Source organism: Streptomyces spinosisporus (assembly GCF_022698145.1).
In the GTDB taxonomy this organism is placed as follows: domain Bacteria; phylum Actinomycetota; class Actinomycetes; order Streptomycetales; family Streptomycetaceae; genus Streptomyces; species Streptomyces spinosisporus.
In genome coordinates, this window is sequence record NZ_JALDAX010000005.1 from 112984 (window position 1) to 135368 (window position 22385).

Genomic DNA, 22385 nt, shown 5'->3' on the forward strand with positions numbered 1-22385 from the left:
AGGACAACGGGTCACGGGTTGTACCGAACCGTTGTCCTGATCAGCCCGGTGCCACCGTCCCGTCGGTCAGTCCGTCGTACATTCCGCGCACGAGTTGCTCCCCGAGCCGCCCCACGTGCCGCAGCGCGCGCTCGAAGTCGTCGAGGGCGCGGAAGCGGGCGCCGTAGCGCCGCTGTTCGTCCAGGGGGAGCCGCGGGAGCTGCAGGCGGCGCACGTCGAGGCGGGTGGCCGTGGACGCATAGCTGCTGGCCTGACGGTTGTTGGCGGTGCCGCGCAGGAAGCCGGCGAGGAACCAGGGGTCGAGGGCTGCGGGGTCGGGGCGCAGCAGGACGAGGTTGCGTCCCAGGGCGGCGCCCGCGGTCGCGTCGTCGATCACGCGCGCCACCGAGCCGCCGCCGAGCACCGGCACGACGATGTCGCCGGGTGCGGTCAGCACGGCCTCTTCGTCGCTCTCGGGCAGGGTGCCGGAGGGCGCGGTGCCGGCGAGGACGTCGTGGTCGGTGAGGACGGGCACGCGCGCGTGGCCGCCGTTTCCGCCGGTGCGCAGCACCAGGGCGCCGCCGCGCGCGAGTTCGCCCACCGTGGTCAGCGGCCAGCGCGCGGGCCGGTCGGCCTCCACGGGCGGCGGGGTGAGGTCGGCGGTCAGCCGCAGGGTCTCGCCGAGGCGTTCGCGTACGTCGGTGAGCGCGCCCGCGCCGTCGGCCGCCGCCGGGGGCGGCAGATGCCGGGCCGGGGCGAGGTCGACGTCGTCGTCGAGGAGGTCGATGACGGGCACGGAGCGGGCCAGGCCCGGGCGTTCCTCGAAGGTGCCCCCGCGCGTGGGGGGCCGGTCCCAGGCCTGCCAGGCGTCCAGGACGCTCTCCCGCACGGCCCGCCAGTCGGGCCCGCCGCGCCCCTCGGTGGCGTACTGCCCGGTGTCCACGAGCAGCAACTCCGGCTGCACGGGCGCCTGGTCGGGCCGGCGCAGCACCCACAGGTGGAGCGGGATGTTGTACGGCGGTGCCGCGCCGACGGGCAGGGCCACGACGGCTCGCAGCGCGCCGCGGCGCAGCAGGTCGGCGCGGATGCGGCGGCCCGAGCGCCGGGAGGCGGCGGCGGGCGGCATCAGCAGGACGGCGCTGCCGCCGTCCTTGAGGCGGGCGAGCGCGTGCTGCACCCAGGCCAGCTCGGACTCGTTGCGGGCGGGGAAGCCGTACTCCCAGCGGGGGTCGTAGGCGAGTTCGTCGTGACCCCAGTTGCGTTCGTTGAACGGCGGGTGGCACAGGACGGCGTCGGAGCGCAGCCCGGGGTGTGCGTCGGCGCGCAGGGTGTCGCCCGCGGCGGCGTGCACGGCGGCCGGGGTGTGCAGGGCGAGCCGGAGCGCGGTGAGCGCCGCGAGGTCGGGGGCGCTGTCCTGGGCGTACAGCTCCTGGTCGGGGCGGGGCGCGACGGCGCGCAGCAGGGCGCCGGTGCCGCAGGCGGGGTCCAAGAGGGTGCGCGCGGGGCCGGCGAGGTCGGCCATGAGCCCGGCGAGTTCGGCGGGGGTGAGCGTGTACTGGCGCGGGTTGGCGTCGAGATGCCGGCCGAGCAGGAACTCGAAGGCCTGCCGGGCGCCCGTCTCGGCGGCGAGTTCGGCGGCGCCGCGCAGCAGGGGTGCGGAGGGCAGGAGTTGGGGGCTCGCGGGGGCGTGAACGGCGGGCGGAGTGTTCACAGCGGGCCCGGCTGCCACGGACGCGGTGTTCACAGCGGGCCCCGGCGCCACGGATGCGGTGTTCACAGCGGGCCCCGGCGCCACGGACGCGGGCCCCCTGCCGGCAGCCGGCACCCCTCCGGCCGCCCTCCCCTTCCCGGCTGCCGGCATCGCCCCGAACCGCGGCGTCAGCACCTCGTCCAGGGCCTGCGGCAGCATCGCGGCCAGCCGTTCGTCCGACCCCGCGCTCACCTCCAGCCACACGGTGGGGCGGGCGTGGATGAGCAGCAGGACGCAGCCGGCGTGCGTGAGCGCGGTGACGGGGCCCTCGGGGTGTCCGGCGAGCTGTTGCCAGACCCGTTCGCGCAGCGGGACCTCGGCGAGTTTTCCCTGGTCGCGCAGCCAGGCCTCGACCTCGGCGAGCGCGAAGGACGGGCTGGTCTCGGTGCCGCCGACCGGTTTGGGGAAGTCGGCGTGGCGGCGGCGCCAGTTGCTGACGGCGGCGCGGCCGACCCCGGCGAGCCGCGCGATCCCCGCGGCGGTCACCTCTGTCGCGTTGTCCTGCACCGGCGGCTCCCCTCGTCGTCCCCACCGTGTGTGGGGCGAGCATACCGACGCACGCAAGATCTACGGATTCACGGCCGTGTACTTACTGCCATCCATGAATCGTGTTGACTCGGTTCACAAGCTCTGCTCTTATTGACCCAGCGAACGAGCGGCTGCCGAAGGGCGGCGGCCGCGGTTCAAGGGGGGTACACACCATGGGTATGAAGGGCAAGATCGCGCTGGGCGCCGTCGTGGGGGTCGCCGTCATCGCTGTCGTGTCGACGAACAGCGGCAGCGGTACGAGCGACGGCGGCTCCGACTCCGGATCCGGCACCGGCAAGGGCTCCTCGGCGTCCGCCCCGCACGGCTCTGGCGGCAGCAAGGCGGCCGCCACCGAGAAGAAGGCCGCGTTCGCCGGCGACGGCGACTTCCGGGTCGGCTCGGACATCAAACCCGGCACCTACCGCACCACCGGCAACTCCGACGGCATGTGCTACTGGGAGCGCGCCAGGGACGCCAAGGGCGAGATGGACTCGATCATCGCCAACGACAATGTGAGCGGCACCAGTTACGTCACCGTCAAGGCCACCGACCGGCTCTTCAAGTCCCACGGCTGCAAGGACTGGGAGGCCGTCGACGCCAAGGCCAAGGGCACGCCCGCGCCCCGGATGAAGGGCGACGGCGGCATGTTCAGGGTCGGCGCGGACATCAAACCCGGCACCTACCGCTCCACGGGCAACGGCGACGGCACCTGCTACTGGGAGCGGGCCAAGGACGCCGGCCACACGCTCGGCTCGATCATCGCGAACAACAACGTGACCGGCACGGCCGTCGTCACGATCAGCTCCTCGGACGGCTACTTCAAGACGACCGGCTGCCAGGACTGGAAGAAGACCGGCTGACCACGGCCGGCACCACCACACTCACCTCCACCATCGAGGAATTCCCATGCGTCGCACCGCACTTGCCGCCGTCTGCCTGCTGGCCGCGGCCACCACCGGACTCGTCGGCTGCCAGTCCGGCAAGGACACGGCCGATGACACGGCCGACGGCAAGGCGTCCGCCACGGCCGCCGCGAGCAAGACGAAGGACCCCTTCGCGGGTCTGAGCGCCGACGAGATCGGCGACCGGGCCATGAAGGCCACCACCGAAGCCTCCTCGCTCCGGATGAAGGGCACCATCCAGGACGACGCGAGCGACGGCACGATCCGGATCGACATGGCCCTGGACAAGAAGAACGAGTGCGCCGGCACGCTCGGCATGGGCGCTCAGGGCAAGGCCGACCTGATCAAGACCGGCGACACCGTCTACATGAAGTACGACGAGGCCTTCCTGCGCGAGCAGAGCAAGGGCGAGGCGAAGGCGGACGTCGACGCGGCCGTCGACATGCTGGCCGGTAAGTGGACCAAGATGTCCGCCAAGGGCTCGGACGCCAAGGACATCGCGAGCTTCTGCGACCTCGACACGGTGCTCGGGGGCGCCGAGGACGTCGGCTCGGGCGGCTCCTCGGGGAGCGCGGAGGACCCCACCGCGACCCGGGCCGGCACGGCGAAGGTCGACGGCAGGGAGGCGGCCGTCCTGAAGGTGAAGGACGGCAAGGAGCGCTACACGCTGTACGTCGCCACCGAGGGCAAGCCGTATCTGCTGCGCCTGGACAGCACCGCGAAGGACCCGGGCTCGATCACCTTCGGCGACTTCGACGAGCCGGTCCCGGCGCAGAAGCCCGCCGGGAAGATCCTGGACCTGGACGCGCTGGGCGGCTGACGCGCCCGCGCCCCTGCAAAGGACGTGCCGTCTCGCAGGACGTGCCGTCTCGCAGGGCGTGCCACCCCTCAAAGGGCGTGCCGCATCCACACGTTGGGCTCGACGTACACCGCGTAGTCCCGCTCCGGCTCGCAGCGCACCGGCACCAGGGCGCCGGGCACCTCGACATCCCCCCGGGTGTCGAAGGGCAGCCCCGTCCAGGCGCGCCACTGCGCGAGCGAGCCGGAGACGGTCATGGAGGCGGTGGCCACGCGCTCGACGGTGGCGCCCGCGCGCACGTGCACCCGCAGCCAGGGGTCGTGCGGCAGCCCGTCGGCGCGCACCCGGCGGACGTACTCCTCGATGGGGGTGCGCGGTTCCAGGTGCTTGGCGCTCGGGCGGACCGGGGCGACGACCTCACGGAAGCCGAGGGAGCGGGCGTTGTCGCGCAGCGCGGAGAGCATCCGGGCGGACAGCCCGCGGCCCTGGACCTCGGGGGCGACGACGATCGCGATGGCGCTGACGGTGTCGGGGCGCACCCCGAGGCGCAGATCCTCGAAGGCCCAGACGAGCACCTGGTCCCAGCCCCGGGCGGGCAGTTCGCCGCGGCCCTCGGCGGCCAGCGCGAAGGGCACGCTGTAGGCGTGGGCGACGACCACGTCCTGCTCGTCCTCGGCGAACAGGACGTACTGCGGGAGTTCGGCGGCGATCCGGCCGTAGTGGGCGTCGCCCACCAGGTCCTGGGTCACGAACTCCGGCCAGCTGTTCGCCATGTGGACGACGGGCCCGGTCATCTCGGGACGCTCGGCGAGGCTCGACACCTTCAGCTCCATGCGGCCACCGTAGGCGGGCGGCGCACGGCCGCACACCGTTTTCCCGCCGCTCCGCACACAGAAGTGCCGCGGTTCAGTCCGCGTGGAAGCGGGAGGGCGCCTTCGTCGGGTTGCCGCCGGAGGGCAGCTTCTGTCCCGGGCAGCTCCTGAGGACCTTCTCCATCGCCGCCTTCTCCGCGGCGGTCACCCACAGCCCGTACTTCTTCTTCACGGCGACCTGCGCGGAGACATAGGTGCACCGGAAGGCCTTGTTGGGCGGCAGCCAGGTCGCGGTGTCGCCGTCGCCCTTGGAGCGGTTGGTGCTCGCGTCGACGCTGAGCAGGTTGAGCGGGTCGTTGGCGAGGGCTATGCGCTTGCTCGCGTCCCAGTACTTCGCGCCCTTCTGCCAGGCGTCGGAGAGGGCGACCATGTGGTCGATGTCGACCTGGCTGCGGCCGCGCCGGTAGGTGACCTTCTTGCCCGAGTACGGGTCCGACTCCAGGACGCCGTAGGAGACCTTGCAGGTCCCGCCGGTGAACTTCACGTCCGCGAGGTCCCGTTTGAGGATGTCGTCGCGGGTGTCGCAGCTGTTGGAGTCGGTGTCCGCCCAGGCGGTGCCGAACCGGTCGCGGGCGTACCCCGTCTTCGGCGCCCGCCCCTTCACGGTCAGCGACTCGGCCGCGGAGAGCGCGGCACCCCCGCCCCCGCCCTTGCCGGTCTGCTCGGGCCCGCCGGAGCCCGTCGTCGTCTCCGCCTTGCATCCGGTCACCGCGAACACCAGCGCGACGGCTGCCGCGGCCCCGCCCCTCAGACGCCTCACGGCGCGCCCTCCCCTGCCACCCGGATCCGCCCCCGCTGGGCGTCTTCCCTGTGTACGACTCGCGCACACGGTAGCGACAGGGCGCACGGAGGCATGCACGAGGTCCAGACCACTTCGGGCTTAAGTGGTCGATCCGTGCAATTCGGTCGTACTGTCGATGGTGAGCGACTCCGGAAGGAGCTCTGAATGGGCATCTTCGACAGGTTCAAGAGCAACCGCCAGCTGCAGGACAAGGCGAAGCAGGCCTCCGACATGGCGGAGAAGAAGGTCAACGAGAGGACCGGCAACAAGTACGAGAGCCAGGTCGACGACGCACAGCAGAAGATCGAGGGCCGGATGGGTATGAACCGGGATAATCCGGACCAACCCTAGGACGGCGGCGATCAGAGAACGGCAGCGAAAGGCCGTCCGAGCGGAGCACGTGCTCGCGCGGACGGCCTTTCGCACGGGCCGTGCTGTCTACGACCCCAGGATCGACGTCAGGAACTCGCCGACCCAGCCCAGCAGTTCACGCCCGACCAGCGGCTTGCCGCCCACCTTCGCGGTCTTCGGACGCGGTACGAGCAGCTGGTGCACCGCCGGCTTGATGACGACGCCGGGATACAGCCGCTTGACCCGCAGCTCCTGCGACTCGCGCAACTCCACCGGTGCGAAGCGGATGTTGCTGCCCTGCAGCACGACCTCGCCGACACCGCACGCGCGCGCGAGCATCCGCAGGCCCGCCACCAGGAGCAGGTTCTCCACCGGCTCGGGCAACTTGCCGTAGCGGTCGACGAGTTCCTCGCGCACCGACGCGATGTCCTCCTCCGTGTTGGCGGAGGCGATGGCGCGGTAGGCCTGCAGACGCAGGCGCTCGCCGGGGGCGTAGTCGTGCGGGACGTGCGCGTCGACCGGGAGCTCGATCTTGACCTCCAGCGGCGGCTCCTCCTCCACCCCGCCCTCCAGGGCGGCGCGGTAGTCGGCGACGGCCTCGCCGACCATGCGGACGTACAGGTCGAAGCCGACGCCCGCGATATGGCCGGACTGCTCGCCGCCGAGGAGGTTGCCGGCGCCGCGGATCTCCAGGTCCTTCATCGCGACGTACATGCCCGCGCCCATCTCGGTGTGCTGGGCGATGGTCGCGAGCCGCTCGTGGGCCGTCTCCGTCAGCGGCTTCTCCGGCGGGTACAGGAAGTAGGCGTAGCCGCGCTCGCGGCCGCGGCCCACCCGGCCGCGCAGCTGGTGCAGCTGGGAGAGACCGAAGTTGTCGCCGCGCTCCACGATCAGGGTGTTGGCGTTGGAGATGTCGATGCCGGACTCGACGATCGTGGTCGACACGAGGACGTCGAACCTCTTCTCCCAGAAGTCGACGACGACCTGCTCCAGCGCCGCCTCCGACATCTGGCCGTGGGCCGTGGCGATGCGCGCCTCGGGGACGATCTCCCGCAGCCGGGAGGCCGCCCGGTCGATCGACTCCACCCGGTTGTGGATGTAGAAGACCTGGCCCTCGCGCAGCAGTTCACGGCGGATGGCCGCGCCGATCTGCTTCTCCTCGTACGGGCCGACGAAGGTGAGGACCGGGTGGCGCTCCTCGGGCGGGGTGGTGATGGTCGACATCTCGCGGATGCCGGTGACCGCCATCTCCAGGGTCCTGGGGATCGGGGTCGCGGACATCGTCAGGACGTCGACGTTGGCGCGCAGCTTCTTCAGCTGCTCCTTGTGCTCGACGCCGAAGCGCTGCTCCTCGTCGACGATGACCAGGCCCAGGTCCTTGAACTTGGTCTCGGAGGAGAACAGCCGGTGGGTGCCGATGACGACGTCGACCGAGCCCTCGCGCAGGCCCTCCAGGACCGCCTTGGCCTCGGTGTCCGTCTGGAAGCGGCTGAGCGCCCGCACGTTGACCGGGAATTGGGAGTAGCGCTCGGAGAACGTCCCGAAGTGCTGCTGCACCAGCAGGGTGGTGGGCACGAGGACCGCCACCTGCTTGCCGTCCTGGACCGCCTTGAAGGCGGCGCGCACCGCGATCTCCGTCTTGCCGTATCCGACGTCGCCGCAGATCAGGCGGTCCATCGGGACCGACTTCTCCATGTCGTCCTTGACCTCGGCGATGGTGGTGAGCTGGTCGGGCGTCTCCACGTACGGGAAGGCGTCCTCCAGCTCGCGCTGCCAGGGGGTGTCCGGGCCGAAGGTGTGGCCGGGCGCCGCCATGCGCGCGCTGTAGAGCTTGATGAGGTCGGCCGCGATCTCCTTGACGGCCTTCTTGGCGCGCGCCTTGGTCTTGGTCCAGTCGGCGCCGCCCAGGCGGTGCAGGGTGGGCGCCTCCCCGCCGACGTACTTGGTGATCTGCTCCAGCTGGTCGGTGGGGATGTAGAGCCGGTCGCCGGGCTGGCCGCGCTTGGCGGGGGCGTACTCGACGACCAGGTACTCGCGGGTGGCGCCCTGGACGGTGCGCTGCACCATCTCGATGTAGCGGCCCACGCCGTGCTGCTCGTGGACGATGTAGTCGCCCGCCTCCAGGGTGAGCGGGTCGATGCTCTTGCGGCGGCGGGCCGGCATCCGGGCGCCGTCCTTGCCGGCCGCCTTCTGCCCCGAAAGGTCGGTCTCGGTCAGGACGGCGAGCCTGAGCGCCGGGTCGACGAAGCCGTACTCGATCGAGCCGCACGCCACGTGCACCACGGACGGGGAGATGGTGTCCAGCTCGGCGTCCAGGCGGGCCGCGATGCCCTCGCCGCCGAGCACCTCGACCGTGCGGGCCGCGGGGCCGTGGCCCTCGGTGACGAAGACCGTGCGCCAGCCGTCGGCGAGCCAGCCCTTGGTGTCGGCGAGGGCCTTGGCGGTGTCGCCGCGGTAGGTCTCGGGCGCGTGCATGCCGAGCTTGAGGGTGTCCGCCTCCAGCTCCAGGTCGGCGGCGAAGGGCGACACCGACCACCACATCATGTCCAGCTCGCGCGCCCGCTCCCGGACGTCCGCGATGGACCACAGGGAGGCCGCGCCGACGTCAATGGGGGCCTCGCCGCCGCCCGCGGTGGCGGCCCAGGAGGCCTGCAGGAACTCCTGGGAGGTGGCCACCAGGTCGGCTGCGCGCGTGCGGACCCGCTCCGGGTCGCACACCAGGGCCATGGCGCCCTTGGGCAGGACGTCCAGGAGCAGCTCCATGTCGTCGACCAGCACGGGGGCCAGGGACTCCATGCCCTCGACCGCGATGCCCTCGGCGATCTTCCCGAGCAGCTCGCCCAGCTCGGGGTGCTCCTCGGCGAGGGCACGCGCGCGTGCGCGGACGTCGTCCGTCAGCAGCAGCTCGCGGCAGGGCGGCGCCCACAGGCCGTGTTCGGCGACCTCCAGGGAGCGCTGGTCGGCGACCTTGAAGTAGCGGATCTCCTCGATGTCGTCGCCCCAGAACTCGACCCGCAGGGGGTGTTCCTCGGTGGGCGGGAAAACGTCGAGGATGCCGCCCCGTACGGCGAACTCGCCGCGCTTCTCCACGAGCTCCACGCGCGCGTACGCCGCGGCGGCGAGGGCGTCCACAACGTCGTTCAGATCGGCGCTCCGGCCGGTCCGCAGGGCGACCGGCTCCAGGTCGCCGAGGCCCTTGACCTGGGGCTGCAGCACGGAACGCACGGGCGCGACGACGACGGAGACCGGGCCGGTCTCGGGGTCGTCGGGGCTCGGGTGGGTCAGGCGGCGCAGCACCGCGAGGCGGCGGCCCACGGTGTCGCTGCGCGGGCTCAGGCGCTCGTGCGGCAGGGTCTCCCAGGACGGGAACTCCACGACGCCGTCGGGTGGCAGCAGGGTCCTGAGGGCCGCCGCCAGGTCCTCCGCCTCCCGGCCGGTCGCCGTCACCGCGAGCACCGTGCGGCCGGTCTCGCGGGCCATCGCGGCCACCGCGAAGGGGCGGGCCGCCGGGGGGCCGACCAGGTCGACGTGCATGCGGTTGCCGCCCTCTGCGGCCTTGACGGCTTCGGCGAGGGCGGGGTCCTTGACGACGGCGTCGAGCAGACCGTGCAGGCTCATTTGGCGGCTTTCGTCCGGGGGTGGGCACCACGAACCGCCCGACACGCGCTGCGGGCCGGGGGTCCCTCCAGCGTACGTCGCGCTCCGCGAGGGCGCGGTCGCTGTGGAAAACGCCGGTCAATGGCGGGCCGCCGCGCCTCGAACGAACCCGGCGCACAGACAGAGGCCTGCGCGCAAACAGAGCCCGGCGCCGAGGAGTCCCCCAAGACTCCCCGGCGCCGGGCGCTCCCCCGCAACCCCCGTCTGCGGTGGTCGTTCCCCCGTTCCCCCGTTTCCCGTTTCCCCGTTTCCCCCGTTCTCCGGGCCCCCTATTCGGTGGCGATCGCGTTCAGTACGTTCATCCGGCCCGCCCGGAACGCCGGGATCAGGGCGGCGACCAGGCCGACCAGGGCGGAGCCGAGGAAGACCGTGATCAGGGTGGGCCAGGGGATCTCCAGGACCTTCAGGCCCTCCAGGGCGAGCAGCTTCTGGGCGGTGGCTCCCCAGCCCATGCCGAGGCCGAGGCCGAGCAGGGCGCCGAAGAGGGCGATGACCACCGACTCCATGCGGATCATGCGGCGCAGCTGGCGGCGGGAGAGTCCGATGGCCCGCATCAGGCCGATCTCACGGGTCCGCTCGACCACCGACAGGGCCAGGGTGTTCACCACACCCAGGATCGCGACGATGATCGCCAGTGCCAGCAGGCCGTAGATCATGTTCAGCAGCTGGCCGATCTGGTCCTTCAGGGCCTGCTTGTAGTCGGTCTGGTCGCGCACCTTGTACTGCGGGTAGTCGTGCAACGCCGACTTCAGCGAGGTGTAAGCGGCGTCCTGCTGCCCGTCCTTGGCGGTGGCGAAGACCAGGTCGTCGAGCGGCATCTTGTCGGCGGGCACGTACGTGGCGAGCGTGGCGATGGAGATGTACTTGGCGCCCGCGTCGATCACGACGTCGCTGCTGGTGATCGCCCGGACCGTCAGGTTCGCGGTCGCGCCGTCCTTGAACGCGATCCTGATCTTCGAGCCGAGGTGGATGCCGTGCGCCTTGGCGAACTTCTCGTGGACCGACATCGAGTTCGGCAGGTAGGCGTCCTTGAGGTTGCCGGCCACCGTCTTGGTGCGCAGGTCGGTGGCGTACGACGGGTCGGCCGCCGTGATGTCGGTGTCCTTGAGCGTCTTGCCGTCGGGGGTGGTGTAGTCGCCCTCGTACGTCTTGTACTCGGTGACCCGCTCCAGACCCGGCGTGTCCTTGACCGCTTTGACGGCCTGCGGGGTGATCAGCTGCCCGCTGTCGGACTGGACGATGAAGTCCGTACCGACGGTCTTGTCGAGCTGGTCGGTGGCGGAGGCGACCATGGAGGAGCCGACCACGGACAGGCACGCGACCAGCGCGAGGCCGATCATCAGGGCGGCGCCCGTGGCACCGGTGCGGCGCGGGTTGCGCAGCGCGTTGCGCTCGGCCATGCGGCCGACCGGGCCGAAGACCCGCAGGATCACCGCGCCCAGGACCCGTACGACACCTCCCGCGAGCAGCGGGCCGATGACGACGAACCCGATGAGCGAGAGGACCACGCCGAGGCCGAGCCACAGCGAGCCGTCCTTGGCCTTGTCGACGCCCGCCGCCAGATAGAGGCAGTAGCCGCCGGCGCCGGTCAGCACCACGCCGACCAGGGCACGGATCCGTCCGGCCTTCGCGTCGGCCGGGGCTCCGGCGTCGCGCAGCGCGGCCATCGGGGAGACCTTGCCGGCCCGGCGTGCGGGCAGATAGGCGGCGAGGACGGTGACGACGACGCCGAGCAGCAGGCCGACGACCGGGGTGCTCCAGGCGACCGTCAGATCGCTGGTCGACAGGTGCATGCCCATCTTGCCCATGAGCTTCATCAGCCCGACCGCGAGACCGACGCCCGCGCCGACACCCAGCACCGAGCCGAAGACTCCGAGCAGCGTCGCCTCGACCAGCACGGACCGGTTGACCTGCTTGCGGCTGGAGCCGATGGCCCGCATCAGGCCGATCTCACGGGTGCGCTGGGCGACCAGCATCGAGAAGGTGTTGATGATCAGGAAGATGCCGACGAGGAAGGCGATCCCGGCGAAGCCGAGCATCGCGTACTTCATGACGTTCATGAAGCCCTCGACGTCCTTCTGGTTGGCGTCGGCGGTCTCCTTGGCGGTCTGCACCTTGTAGCCGGCGCCGAGGGCCGCGCGGACGTTCTGCTTCAGCTGCGGGTCGCTCACCCCGGAGGCGGCCGTGACGTTGACGTTCGTGTAGACGCCCGTCCGGCCGACCAGCGTCTGCTGCGCCGTCTTCGTGTCCAGGTAGAAGATCGCCGCGCCGGGGTTGGTGACCTGGAAGTCGGCGATGCCGGAGATCTTCGCGTGGTGCGTGCCGACCGCGCTGATCACGCCGAGCTCGTCGCCGAGCTCGAGGTGGTGCTTGTCGGCGGTGTCGGCGTCCACCATCACCTGGTCCGTGCCCTTGGGCGCCGTACCGGAGGTGATCTTCATGGTGCGGGCGTCGTTGCCGTTCCAGCTGCCGACGATGGTCGGGGCGCCGCTGGAGGGCGAGAGGTTGTCCTTCTTGTCGTCGACGACCGTGACGGAGGTCGAGAAGACGGTCCCCTCCGCCGACTTCACGCCCTGCGCCCCGCGCACCTCGGCGAGCACGGAGGCCGGCATGACCGGCGGCCTGCCGTTGTCGGAGGTGGTCTCGCCGCTGTCCGAGGCGCCCTTGGCGCTGACCGTCACATCGGAGGAGGTCGCCTGGAACAGCTTGTCGAAGGTGGTGTTCATGGTGTCGGTGAACACCAGCGTCCCGCAGACGAAGGCCACCGACAGCAGCACGGCGATCGCCGAGAGGGCCATTCGGCCCTTGTGCGCGAAGAAGTTGCGCATCGAGGTCTTCAGGACGGTCATGACGTACGCCCCCGGGCGTCGAAGTCCTTCATGCGGTCGAGGACGGCGTCCGCGGTGGGCTTGTACATCTCGTCGACGATCCGGCCGTCGGCGAGGTACAGGACACGGTCCGCGTACGAGGCGGCGACCGGGTCGTGCGTGACCATCACGATGGTCTGTCCGAGCTCGTCGACGGAGCGCCGCAGGAAGCCGAGGACCTCGGCGCCGGCCCGGGAGTCCAGGTTGCCGGTCGGCTCGTCACCGAAGATGATCTCGGGCCGGGCGGCCAGCGCACGGGCCACGGCGACGCGCTGCTGCTGGCCGCCGGAGAGCTGGGTGGGCCGGTGCCTGAGCCGGTCGGAGAGCCCGACGGTGTCGACGACCCGCGCCAGCCACTGCTTGTCGGGCTTGCGCCCGGCGATGTCCATGGGCAGCGTGATGTTCTCCAGCGCGTTCAGCGTCGGCAGCAGGTTGAACGCCTGGAAGATGAACCCGATCCGGTCCCGGCGCAGCTGGGTGAGCTTCTTGTCATTGAGCCCGGTGATCTCGGTCTCGTCCAGGTAGATCTGACCGGAGGTCACGGTGTCGAGCCCGGCGAGGCAGTGCATCAGCGTGGACTTGCCGGACCCCGAGGGGCCCATGATCGCGGTGAACTGGCCGCGGGCGATGTCCACGTCTACGTGATCGAGGGCGACGACGCGGGTCTCCCCGGACCCGTACGCCTTGACGACCTGTCGCGCTCGCGCGGCAACGGCCGTACGCCCTCCAGTACCCCCGTGCCTGGGAATGGTCACGGCCGAAGTCATGGTAAGTCTCCTATGTCGGGCAGCAGATGAATCGCTCGAACTGGTACGTGCATGAGTCTGATCCTGCGAAGGGGTCCGGCGCGCTGGTGCCCAGCACCCTCTTCTACGGGGGAAAACCCCACCCCCGTCGGTTCGGTCAGCCGCCCCCCAGCGGCGTAAAGCCAGGTTAAGGACGCCCTCGGCCCGTCTCGTCCTCCAGCGGGACGAACCCTCCCCGAGCCGTAGTACGGAGGAACCCCTAAGGGGTCTCCACCGACGGGTGGAGCCGATCTAGGGGTTCGGTCCACCCACCGGCCCACTCACCCTGCACCCTGCCGCGACGTGAGGGTCAAGTGGCACAGTGGTCCGGGCAGATAGATGCATGGGGAAGGAATCCGGTGGACCAGGGGGACACGGAAACACGGGCGTCGGTGGCCGGCGAGCGACCGCGGGACGCCCGCAGACGGGGGGCCGTGGTCGCCGCGCTGATGCTGGCGATGGCGCTCGCCGCCCTCGACGCCACCATCGTCTCGACGGCCGTCCCCCAGATCGTCGGGGACCTCGGCGGCTTCTCGGTCTTCTCCTGGCTCTTCTCCGGCTATCTGCTCGCGGTGACGGTGACCCTCCCGGTCTACGGCAAGCTGTCCGACACCTTCGGCCGCAAGCCGGTCCTGGTCGCGGGCGCGTCCGTCTTCCTGCTCGGCTCGCTGCTGTGCGCGGTGGCGTGGAACATGGGCGCGCTGATCGCGTTCCGGATCGTGCAGGGACTGGGCGGCGGGGCGTTGCAGGGCACCGTCCAGACGCTCGCCGCCGACCTCTACCCCCTCAAGGACCGCCCCAGGATCCAGGCGAAGCTGTCCACGGTGTGGGCGGTGTCGGCGGTGGCCGGGCCCGGACTCGGCGGGATCCTCGCGGCCTACGCCGACTGGCGCTGGATCTTCCTGGTCAACCTCCCCATCGGGGCAGTGGCGTTGTGGCTGATCGTCCGTCATCTCCACGAGCCCGCGCGGGAGTCGGCGGGCCGGCCCCGTATCGACTGGGCGGGCGCGCTGGCGGTGTTCGCCTGCGGGGGTGTGCTGCTGACCGCGCTGGTGCAGGGCGGGGTGGCCTGGCCCTGGCTGTCGGCGCCCTCAATGGCCCTGTTCGGTACAGGACTTGTGCTGGTCGCGGTCGTGGTGCTGGTCGAGCGCCGGGCGGCCGAGCCGATCATCCCCGGGTGGGTGTGGCGCCGCCGGACGATCGCGGCGGTGAATCTGGCGCTGGCCGCGCTCGGGCTGCTCATGGTGGCACCGAGCGTCTTCCTGCCGACGTATGCGCAGGCGGTGCTCGGTCTCGCTCCGGTGAGCGCCGGATTCGTGCTGTCCGTATGGACGTTGAGCTGGCCGGTGTCGGCGGCGCTGAGCCAGCACGTGTACCGCAGGATCGGCTTCCGCCACACCGCGATGCTCGGCATCGGGACGGCCGCGCTGATCCTGTTCGCCTTCCCGCTCCTGCCGTATCCCGGTGCCGCCTGGCAGCCGACACTGCTGATGCTGTGCCTCGGCGCAGCCCTCGGCCTCTTCCAGCTCCCGCTGATCGTGGGCGTGCAGTCCACCGTGCGGTGGGCGGAGCGGGGGACGACGACGGCGTCCGTCCTCTTCTGCCGGCAGACCGGCCAGACGATCGGCGCCTCGGTCTTCGGCGCGGTCGCCAACGGCGTGCTCGCCTCCCGTCTCGGCGGCGCGGGCGACCTGGACTCGGTGACCCGGGACCTGGATTCGGGCGCGGTGCCGGAGGGGACGCGGCGGGCGATCGCGGACGCGGTGCACTCGGTGTACCTCGGCGCGGGATGCGCGGCCGCCGCGGCTTTCTTCGTCCTGCTCTTCCTCGCACCCCGGCGATTCCCGGTCCTCAAGGACTGAACGGACCGACCGGACCGACCTGACCGGCTGACCGCCCTGACGGACCGCCAAAAGTCTGAGTTAACGGGGGTAACACCGCAGGTCAGCGAAGTAAGCGCATACCGACCGATCAGTTTGGTGAAAACCTCGCGCGCCGCCCGTACCGCCGAGTAGCCTCCGCCGGACCGGCCCCGAGCCGCTCAAGGAGCACCGGTATGTCCTACGACCCGTCCCCCCACCCGCCGCCACGCCCTCACGTGTCACCCGCGTACGACATGACGTACCCGTGGCAGCCGCCCCTGACCGATCCCGCGCCGACCGACCGGCGCCGACCGGCCGAGCCCGCCCTCGGGCACCACAGCGATCTGCGGATCCTGCGCAGCGCCTACCGCTGGCAGCGGCGTACCGCCACCCTCACCGCGCTCGGCTACTTCACGCTGTTCTTGATCCTTTCGGCGTTCGCGCCGTCGTTCATGACACACGAGGTCGCCTCCGGACTGCCCGCCGGGCTGCTGCTCGCGCTGCTGCAGATCCCGGTCACCTGGCTGGCCATCGCGCTGTACGAGCACACGGCCGGCCGCTACGTCGACCCGATCGCCGCCCGTATCCGCAAGCAGTCCGAGGTGGACGCCAAGCGGGAGGCGGCGCGATGACCGGGTTCAGCGGCAACGCCCAGGCCATGTCCCTCGTCGCCTTCTCCGCCGTCGCCACGATCACGCTGCTGCTGTGCGTGATGACGGGCCCGGACGGCGACGACCTCGACGAGTTCTACACCGGCTACGGCTCCCTCTCCCCCATGCGCAACGGCCTCGCGATCGCGGGCGACTACATCTCCGCGGCGAGCGTGCTGGGCACCGGCGGCGTGATCGCCCTGTGCGGCTACGACGGGATCGCGCTGGCCCTGAGCACCGCGCTGTCGCTGATGCTGCTGATGTTCCTGCTGGCCGAACCGCTGCGCAACGCGGGCCGGTTCACCGTGGGCGACGCGATCGCACGGCGCATGCCGGGCCGCTCCGTGCGCATCGCCGCCTGCGCGGTGACCATCGCCGCACTGCTGCCCCTGATGCTGGTCCAACTGGCCGGAACGGGACAGCTGCTGGCCTTCATCCTGGGTTTCTCCGGCGATTCCCTGCAGACGGGCTGCATCATCGGCCTCGGCGCCCTGATGATCAGCTACGCGGCCATCGGCGGCATGAAGGGCACCGCCCTCATCCAGATCCTGAAGATCGTGATGCTCCTGGGATCGGGCGCCGTGGTCGCCGTACTGATGCTGCGCCGCTTCGACTGGGACCCGGGCGCGCTGTTCACCGCGGCCGCGGCGCAGAGCGGGGTCGGCTCCCGCTTCCTGCAGTCCGGGGTGCAGTTCACCGGCAGCTCCCACCCCCGCCTGGACATGATCACCTCGGAGCTGACGGTCGTCCTCGGCGGCGCCTGTCTGCCGCACGTCACCATGCGCATGTACACCGCGCGCAGCGCCCGCCAGGTGCGGCGTTCCATGTCGTGGGCGGTGTCGCTGGTGGTGCTGTTCGTCCTCATCATCACGGTGATCGGCTTCGGCGCCACGGCGCTGATCGGGCGTGCGGTGATCGCGGGGGCGGACCCGCAGGGCAACACGGCCTACCTGCTGGGCTCGCGCGCGGCCTTCGGCCCGGAGATCTCCACGGCCGAAACGTTCCTGTTCACCACGGTGACGACCGCGATCTTCCTGACCCTGCTGGCCTCGGTCGCGGGCATGATCCTCGCCTGCGCCAACTCCCTCGCCCATGACGTCTTCGCGACCCGTGTGCAGGAGATGTCGGAGCGCCGCGAGATGACCCTGGCCCGGGTCTCGGCCCTCGCGGTCGGCGTCCCGGCGATCCTGCTGGCCACCCTGGTCCAGCACCGCAGCCTGCAGCCCCTGGTGACGCTCTCCTTCTGCCTGGGCGCCTCCGCCCTCGCCCCCGCGCTGGTCTACAGCCTCTTCTGGCGCCGCTACACCCGCAGCGGCCTGCTGTGGACCCTCATCGGCGGCTCGGCGGCGGTCCTGCTGCTGATGCCGGGCACCAACCTGGTCTCCGGCTCACCGATCTCGGCGTTCCCCGACGCCGACGTCAACTGGTTCCCGTTCACCACGACGGGCCTGGTGACGATCCCCCTGGGCTTCGCCTTCGGCTGGCTGGGCACCGTCATCTCCGGCCGCAGGGCCTCGGAGGAACAGCGCCACCAGTACGAGGCGGTGGAGGGCTGGATCCTGGCGGGGGCGGTGCGCAGGAGCGGCTGAGCAGCCGGGCGGCCGAGCACCGGGTGTTACGCCGACGGCGAGCGGCCGGGGTCCCCGCACCCCGGCCGCTCGCCCGTCACTGCACCCGTCACTCCCCCGACGCCGAACCCGTCAGCGCCGTGAGGCTGTTGCGTACGACGTCCATCTCCGCCTGCACGCCGCCGGAGCGCTCCTCGTGCTCGCGCAGCACCCGCTCCGTCTCCCGGGCGATCTGCTCCTCGTGCGCGCGGGCCGCCGCAAGGATCTCGGCGGCGCGCTCGCGCGCCTCCTCCTGGCTGCGCCGGTCGAACTCCTCCGCCTGCGCGAACTCCCGCTCCGCCGCGGCCAGTTCCGCCTCCGCGCGGGCCATGCGCTCGGCCCCCCGGGCATCGCGCCCGGCGAACCGGTCGGACTCCAGCTGCTCCACCTCGGCCCACCGCCGCGCGCACTCCCTGGCCTGCTCGGTGAGCATCGCGGACGTACGCTGCCGCACCTCCCGCAGCGCGGTCAGCGCCTCGCCGCGGCCCTCCTTCACCGCGCGCCGGGCCTCGACGCGGATCTCGTCGGCCTCGGCCTGCGCCGCGAGGAGCCGGTGACGGGCGCGGTCCTCGGCCTCGGCGCGCACGGCGTCGGCATGCGCCTGCGCCGCGTCCCGCACGCCGTTCGCGTGCTCCTCGGCCTCCTCGGCGAGCCGCCGGACCTCCTGCCGCGCCCTCTCCCGCACGGCCTCGGCCTCCTCCAGCGCCGACTGGAACAGCCGCCGCGCGCCCTCGCCGAGGGTCTCGTACGACTGCGGGGCCAGCTGCGCCACATGCTCCTGCAGCAGCTCGGCCTCCACCTCCATGTCCCGGGCGAGCACGGTGAGCCGGGCCGCCCGCTCCCAGGCGGCGTCCCGGTCCTTCGAGAGCGCCTCGGCGAGGGCCTCGACCTGTTCGGGGCAGTAGCCACGCCCTCGTAGGACTCCGAAGCCGTGGGGCGAGACCGGCGTGCTGCGCATCCTGGGACCCCTCTCCGCCGAACGGGCGCGACATGATGATTTCGCGCACATCTTGATATATCGGACGGAAGTCTTCATAACGCGACACTCCGGGCACCTCTCGCAAGTGCTCACATGCGGTCGCACGCGAAAGGGCCGGGCCCGTCGTCGAAACGACCGGCCCGGCCCCTCGGGGTCGGATCAGCGCGGAACGCGTCAGCGGCGGCGCATCACAGCAGCCCGTCCCACATCTGCTCCAGCAGCACCGACCACCAGCTCTCCGGCGAACCCAGCGCCGCCGGGTCCAGCGAGGCCAGCTGGGCCTGGAAGTCCACGGTCCAGCGGCCCGCCTGCTCCTGGTTCAGCCCGAACCTCAGCCGCCACATCCGGCCCAGCAGCGCCAGGCACCGCTGGAACTCGGGCAGCCCCGTGTTCACGAACTGCGGCGGCACCGGCGCCCCGCCCGGACCCGCCTCCACCGGCACGGCCACGATGTTCGCCGTGCCGTACTGCACACAGATCGCCTTGCCGAAGTCGCTGCCCATGACGAGGTACGAACCCGCGTCCGCGGCAGGCTGCACACCGCGCTCCTGCGCCAGTTCGGCGAGCGTCGGCACGGGTCGGCCCGGCTGGGCCTGCGCCCAGAAGAACGGGCCCATGTCCATCGGCAGGCCGCCCATGACCAGCCCCTGCGCCACGACCGGCGGCACGCCCTGCCGGTCCACGGCCACCTGCTCGAACCGGAAGATGCCCGGCCCGAAGGCGCCCGCCAGCTCCTGGGCGATGCCCTCCGGCGGAATCGGCGGCGCCGCCTGCACCGGCGGCAGCGGCGCACGCACCGGCGCCGGACGCGCCGGACCGTCCGCGACCTGGTGCAACTCGCCCTGGTGCGCGATCAGTTGCTGCATGCCCTGCTGCCGGCTCGCATGATCCGTGCCGTACGGGGCGATGGACGCGAGCCGCGCCTGCGGCCACTGCTCACGGATCATCCGCGCGCAGTACGCACCCGGCAGCGCGCACGACTCCAGCTCCGTGTGCAGCTCCAGCACCTGGTCCGGCGGCACGTTCATGGCGCGCAGCTCGTGGAAGATCTGCCACTCCGGGTGCGGGGTGCCCGGCGCGGAGCGCCGGATCAGCTGCTGCTCGGAGCCGTCCTGGGCGCGATAGCGCAACACGGCCTGGTAGCCGGGGCCCACCGTCGGCTGCCCCTGCGGCTGCGGATAGCCGTACGACGGCTGCGGACCGGGCGCCGCCTGCCCCGGCGGCGGCATCGCGCCGGGCGGCGGCACGGACGGCGCGACGTTCGGCGGCATCCCGGGGGCACCGGGCGGCTGCGGCGCACCGGGCACACCGGGAGCCTGCGGCGGCGGGGGCGCACCGGGCCCGCCCACGGAGGGCGAGGCCAGCACGGTCTCCGCGTGATGGACGGCCCCACGGCCACCCGTCGAACCACCCGGCACACCGGGGGCAGCGGGGGGCTGGGGGACACCGGGCGCTCCGGGTGCTCCAGGGGCACCCGGCGGGGCCGGAGGCTGCGGAGGACCCGGAGGACCGCCCGCCTGGCCCGGCCGACCCGGGTCGGCGAGCATCGTCGCCGCATGGTGGACACCACCCGGAGGAGTACCGCCGGGGGTGTTCGGCGGACCGGGCGGGTTGGGGGCGCCGGGCGGATGGGGCGCACCGGGCGGGTTCGGCGCGCCCGGAGCCTGCGGAGCGCCCGGACCTGCGGCACCCTGCGGCCCCTCCGGGCCGAGCGACGACACCAGCTGCGTCGGTACGTAGCCGCCCGCGCCGGGCGCCGGCGGAGGCGGAGGCGTGCCACCCGGCCGGGCTCCCGGAGCGCCGGGTGCGCTCGGCGGAGGCGGCGTGGTCGAACGGCGCGGCGGCGGGCCCGCCTTGCTCGTGGCGGCGTCGGCGATGTCCCCGGCGTTCGGACCGCCCGGCTGTCCCGGAGCGGCGGGCGGCTGCGGCGGAGGCGGCGCACCCGGCCCGGCAGCGGCGGCACCGCCCTGCGGATAGCCGTACGTCGACGGCGGAGGCGGGGGCACGGTCCCGGGAGCGGGAGCCCCCGGCGCGGGCGTGCCCGGCGCACCCTGCGGATAGCCGTACGTCGACGGGGCGGGCGGCGGCACGGCCCCGGGAGCCGGAGCGCCCGGCGCGGGCGTGCCCGGAGCAGGCGTGCCCGGTGCCCCGGGCTGGCCGACCGCCGGCGCCACTGTCGTCCGCGGCAGCTGACTGCCGCCCGACATCAGGGCCGTCTTGGCGTCTGCCGGGGTGTCCGTGCTGCCGTCGCCGTCGTCGGGGTTGCTCAGCGGCGGAGCGAACACGGTCGCGGGCAGCGGCACCGAACGGTCCTCGCCCGACTCCGCGTTGGTGTCCGTACCGGCCCAGGGCGTCCCCCCTGCGGGCGCGGCGGGCGGCACCCCGGCGCCGCTGCCGGCCGCACCACCCGCACCGGCCTCCGGCCATCCGCCACCGGCGGCCGGCGCGACCGGCGGAACCGGCGTCCCGGCCTGCGTCTCGGGCAGCGCGGCAGACCCCGACGCACCCTCGCCCGCCGCCGCGGCAGCACCACCGCCCGTACCCGCAGCGGCACCCGAACCCCCGCGCCGATCCGGAATGCCCAGCTTGTCCGCCGCCTCCTGCAGCCACTCCGGCGGACTCAACAAGAACGACGTCTGATTCAGATCCACCCGCTCCGGCGCGGCCGGCGCAGGCTCGGCCACCCCGTCCGGACGGCCGTACTCCTCCTCGTAGCGGCGAATGACCTCACCCACCGGCAACGACGGCCACAACGTCGCCTCACCGCTGTCCCGGGCGATCACCAGCCGCTGATGGCCGCCGTCCGAACGCGGCCCGTCCGGCCGGTCCTCGGCCCACACCACGAACCCCAGCTCGAACTCCCGCACCCGCACCTCACGATGCTGGTACGACGGCAGCTCACCGTTGATCCACTCCTCGGCGCGCTCCTGCGCCTGCGCGAAGGTCACCATCGGACGCTCACTCCCCCACCGAAGAGACCGAAGACACCGGGACGGACCGCGCGAACCCGCCGTCCACCATCAGATTCGCCACCGTCTCCAGCTCCGGCGGATTGCCCGCCAACCGGGACAGGAACCCGTCGAAGTCCTCACCGCACGGCAGCAACAGCCGCTCCACACGCTCCGCCGGCGCCCACGAGGGATCGACGTCCCGGGCATCGTCGTAGGCACAGAACCACACCGAACCGATCCGCTCGCCCTTCACCTTCACGGCCAGCAGACCCCCCTGGACGAAACCCACGCCCAGATAGTCCTTGGTCAGATGGTCACGCAGACACTTGTTGACATAGACCAGATCGTTCACGGCCGCCTCCTCGCGCACCGTGAAGAACGGCTGGTCGATCAGCAGCCCCAGCTCCGCGTCCAGCGCCGCACCCACCGGCGCACAACCACCCGCCGCCTTCAAAAACGAACGGTACGCACCCGGCAGCCGGTACCCGAGATCCTCCTCGACCTGCTGCACCTGCGCCTCAGTGACCGCCACGCCCGACTTCGGCAACCCGAAGTGCGCCGGCCGCGTCTCCTGCAACGGCCGCGTGCCCCGCTTGCCCTGGTCCACCGCGGCCGTCGCTATCCCGCCGTGATGCCGCAGCAGCGCCTTCACCTCCACCGGCACCAGCTCCAGCCGCCGCGCACCCAGCACGTGATGCCAGGTCCAGCCGTGCGGCGTCGCCACCGCGGGCACCGTGTCCCACAGCTCGTGCCCCGACGCCGCAAGCGCCGCGTTCGCCGACACATAGTCCGTCAGCCGCAACTCGTCGACCCCGAAACCCTCCGGCGGCTCCGCGATCTCCGCAGCCGCACGCGCATAGGGCGAGAAGTCGGGGTAGCCACGCTCGTCGATGCGTACCCCTCTCGGGTGACGTGCGGCCCGGACCGGATCCGGGAAATGCACGACCTGCCCGGCATAGGCCGCGTTCGGCGGCGCGGCTTGTTGCCCGAGCCGACCTGTCGTCATGGCGGTTGCCCCCTGCGGCATTCTGGTACGGCCCGCAGTGACCGGCTCCAAGCCACCCA

15 protein-coding genes are annotated in these 22385 nt (G+C 72.1%); 6 read left to right on the plus strand and 9 right to left on the minus strand.

What is annotated here, in order from left to right:
• Nucleotides 1-40: 40 nt before the first annotated feature.
• On the minus strand, nt 41-2236 hold the full coding sequence (locus MQN93_RS15050) for an N-6 DNA methylase (protein ID WP_242709869.1): 2196 nt from the start codon (nt 2234-2236) through the stop codon (nt 41-43).
• 194 nt (nt 2237-2430) lie between these two features.
• Here MQN93_RS15050 and MQN93_RS15055 point away from each other — a divergent pair, with 194 nt between their 5' ends.
• Both MQN93_RS15055 and MQN93_RS15060 read left to right on the plus strand, forming a co-directional pair.
• The gene (locus tag MQN93_RS15055; protein ID WP_016436397.1) at nt 2431-3117 is read left to right on the plus strand and encodes an Rv1352/Rv1906c domain-containing protein; all 687 of its coding nucleotides are present in this window, start codon (nt 2431-2433) and stop codon (nt 3115-3117) included.
• Between the two features lie 46 nt (nt 3118-3163).
• Complete coding sequence (locus tag MQN93_RS15060; RefSeq protein WP_016436398.1) at nt 3164-3979, plus strand: hypothetical protein; 816 nt, start codon at nt 3164-3166, stop codon at nt 3977-3979.
• Nucleotides 3980-4047: 68 nt separating this feature from the next.
• Here MQN93_RS15060 and MQN93_RS15065 read toward each other — a convergent pair whose 3' ends face one another.
• Nucleotides 4048-4791 (minus strand): GNAT family N-acetyltransferase, encoded by a 744-nt coding sequence (locus MQN93_RS15065; protein ID WP_016436399.1) that lies wholly within the window; start codon nt 4789-4791, stop codon nt 4048-4050.
• Between the two features lie 73 nt (nt 4792-4864).
• On the minus strand, nt 4865-5590 hold the full coding sequence (locus tag MQN93_RS15070) for an HNH endonuclease family protein (RefSeq protein WP_016436400.1): 726 nt from the start codon (nt 5588-5590) through the stop codon (nt 4865-4867).
• A gap of 186 nt (nt 5591-5776) precedes the next feature.
• Between MQN93_RS15070 and MQN93_RS15075 the strand changes: the two genes are divergently transcribed.
• Nucleotides 5777-5962: an antitoxin gene (locus MQN93_RS15075; RefSeq protein ID WP_016436401.1), complete on the plus strand. Its 186-nt coding sequence runs from the start codon at nt 5777-5779 to the stop codon at nt 5960-5962.
• A gap of 87 nt (nt 5963-6049) precedes the next feature.
• Here the strand turns inward: MQN93_RS15075 and mfd are convergent, their stop codons facing one another.
• The 3 genes from mfd to MQN93_RS15090 all read right to left on the minus strand — a co-directional run bounded on the left by mfd (nt 6050) and on the right by MQN93_RS15090 (nt 13253).
• On the minus strand, nt 6050-9580 hold the full coding sequence (gene mfd / locus MQN93_RS15080; RefSeq protein WP_242709870.1) for a transcription-repair coupling factor: 3531 nt from the start codon (nt 9578-9580) through the stop codon (nt 6050-6052).
• A 308-nt stretch (nt 9581-9888) separates the two neighbouring features.
• Nucleotides 9889-12468 (minus strand): ABC transporter permease, encoded by a 2580-nt coding sequence (locus MQN93_RS15085; protein WP_242709871.1) that lies wholly within the window; start codon nt 12466-12468, stop codon nt 9889-9891.
• The gene (locus MQN93_RS15090) at nt 12465-13253 is read right to left on the minus strand and encodes an ABC transporter ATP-binding protein (RefSeq protein ID WP_242709872.1); all 789 of its coding nucleotides are present in this window, start codon (nt 13251-13253) and stop codon (nt 12465-12467) included. The genes MQN93_RS15085 and MQN93_RS15090 overlap by 4 nt, the downstream gene beginning before the upstream one ends.
• Nucleotides 13254-13630: 377 nt before the next feature.
• Here MQN93_RS15090 and MQN93_RS15095 point away from each other — a divergent pair, with 377 nt between their 5' ends.
• From MQN93_RS15095 to MQN93_RS15105, 3 genes are all read left to right on the plus strand, one after another.
• Complete coding sequence (locus MQN93_RS15095; protein ID WP_308404322.1) at nt 13631-15133, plus strand: MFS transporter; 1503 nt, start codon at nt 13631-13633, stop codon at nt 15131-15133.
• A 194-nt stretch (nt 15134-15327) separates the two neighbouring features.
• Nucleotides 15328-15765, plus strand: a complete 438-nt coding sequence (locus MQN93_RS15100; protein ID WP_242709873.1) for a DUF485 domain-containing protein — start codon at nt 15328-15330, stop codon at nt 15763-15765.
• The gene (locus tag MQN93_RS15105; protein ID WP_242709874.1) at nt 15762-17372 is read left to right on the plus strand and encodes a sodium/solute symporter; all 1611 of its coding nucleotides are present in this window, start codon (nt 15762-15764) and stop codon (nt 17370-17372) included. The genes MQN93_RS15100 and MQN93_RS15105 overlap by 4 nt, the downstream gene beginning before the upstream one ends.
• An 88-nt stretch (nt 17373-17460) precedes the next feature.
• On the opposite strand, the gene MQN93_RS15110 is transcribed toward MQN93_RS15105, so the two are convergent.
• The 3 genes from MQN93_RS15110 to MQN93_RS15120 all read right to left on the minus strand — a co-directional run bounded on the left by MQN93_RS15110 (nt 17461) and on the right by MQN93_RS15120 (nt 22326).
• Nucleotides 17461-18348 (minus strand): coiled-coil domain-containing protein, encoded by an 888-nt coding sequence (locus MQN93_RS15110; protein ID WP_242709875.1) that lies wholly within the window; start codon nt 18346-18348, stop codon nt 17461-17463.
• Nucleotides 18349-18557: 209 nt separating this feature from the next.
• Nucleotides 18558-21320: an SUKH-4 family immunity protein gene (locus tag MQN93_RS15115; protein WP_242709876.1), complete on the minus strand. Its 2763-nt coding sequence runs from the start codon at nt 21318-21320 to the stop codon at nt 18558-18560.
• A 7-nt stretch (nt 21321-21327) separates the two neighbouring features.
• The gene (locus tag MQN93_RS15120) at nt 21328-22326 is read right to left on the minus strand and encodes an SMI1/KNR4 family protein (protein WP_016436410.1); all 999 of its coding nucleotides are present in this window, start codon (nt 22324-22326) and stop codon (nt 21328-21330) included.
• Nucleotides 22327-22385: the final 59 nt, after the last annotated feature.

Coding starts and splice junctions, on each gene's coding strand:
- MQN93_RS15055 (WP_016436397.1), top strand. CDS start 2,431: ATGGGTATGAAGGGCAAGATCGCGCTGGGCGCCGTCGTGGGGGTCGCC.
- MQN93_RS15060 (WP_016436398.1), top strand. CDS start 3,164: ATGCGTCGCACCGCACTTGCCGCCGTCTGCCTGCTGGCCGCGGCCACC.
- MQN93_RS15065 (WP_016436399.1), bottom strand. CDS start 4,791: ATGGAGCTGAAGGTGTCGAGCCTCGCCGAGCGTCCCGAGATGACCGGG.
- MQN93_RS15075 (WP_016436401.1), top strand. CDS start 5,777: ATGGGCATCTTCGACAGGTTCAAGAGCAACCGCCAGCTGCAGGACAAG.
- mfd (WP_242709870.1), bottom strand. CDS start 9,580: ATGAGCCTGCACGGTCTGCTCGACGCCGTCGTCAAGGACCCCGCCCTC.
- MQN93_RS15085 (WP_242709871.1), bottom strand. CDS start 12,468: ATGACCGTCCTGAAGACCTCGATGCGCAACTTCTTCGCGCACAAGGGC.
- MQN93_RS15090 (WP_242709872.1), bottom strand. CDS start 13,253: ATGACTTCGGCCGTGACCATTCCCAGGCACGGGGGTACTGGAGGGCGT.
- MQN93_RS15100 (WP_242709873.1), top strand. CDS start 15,328: ATGTCCTACGACCCGTCCCCCCACCCGCCGCCACGCCCTCACGTGTCA.
- MQN93_RS15105 (WP_242709874.1), top strand. CDS start 15,762: ATGACCGGGTTCAGCGGCAACGCCCAGGCCATGTCCCTCGTCGCCTTC.
- MQN93_RS15110 (WP_242709875.1), bottom strand. CDS start 18,348: ATGCGCAGCACGCCGGTCTCGCCCCACGGCTTCGGAGTCCTACGAGGG.
- MQN93_RS15115 (WP_242709876.1), bottom strand. CDS start 21,320: ATGGTGACCTTCGCGCAGGCGCAGGAGCGCGCCGAGGAGTGGATCAAC.
- MQN93_RS15120 (WP_016436410.1), bottom strand. CDS start 22,326: ATGACGACAGGTCGGCTCGGGCAACAAGCCGCGCCGCCGAACGCGGCC.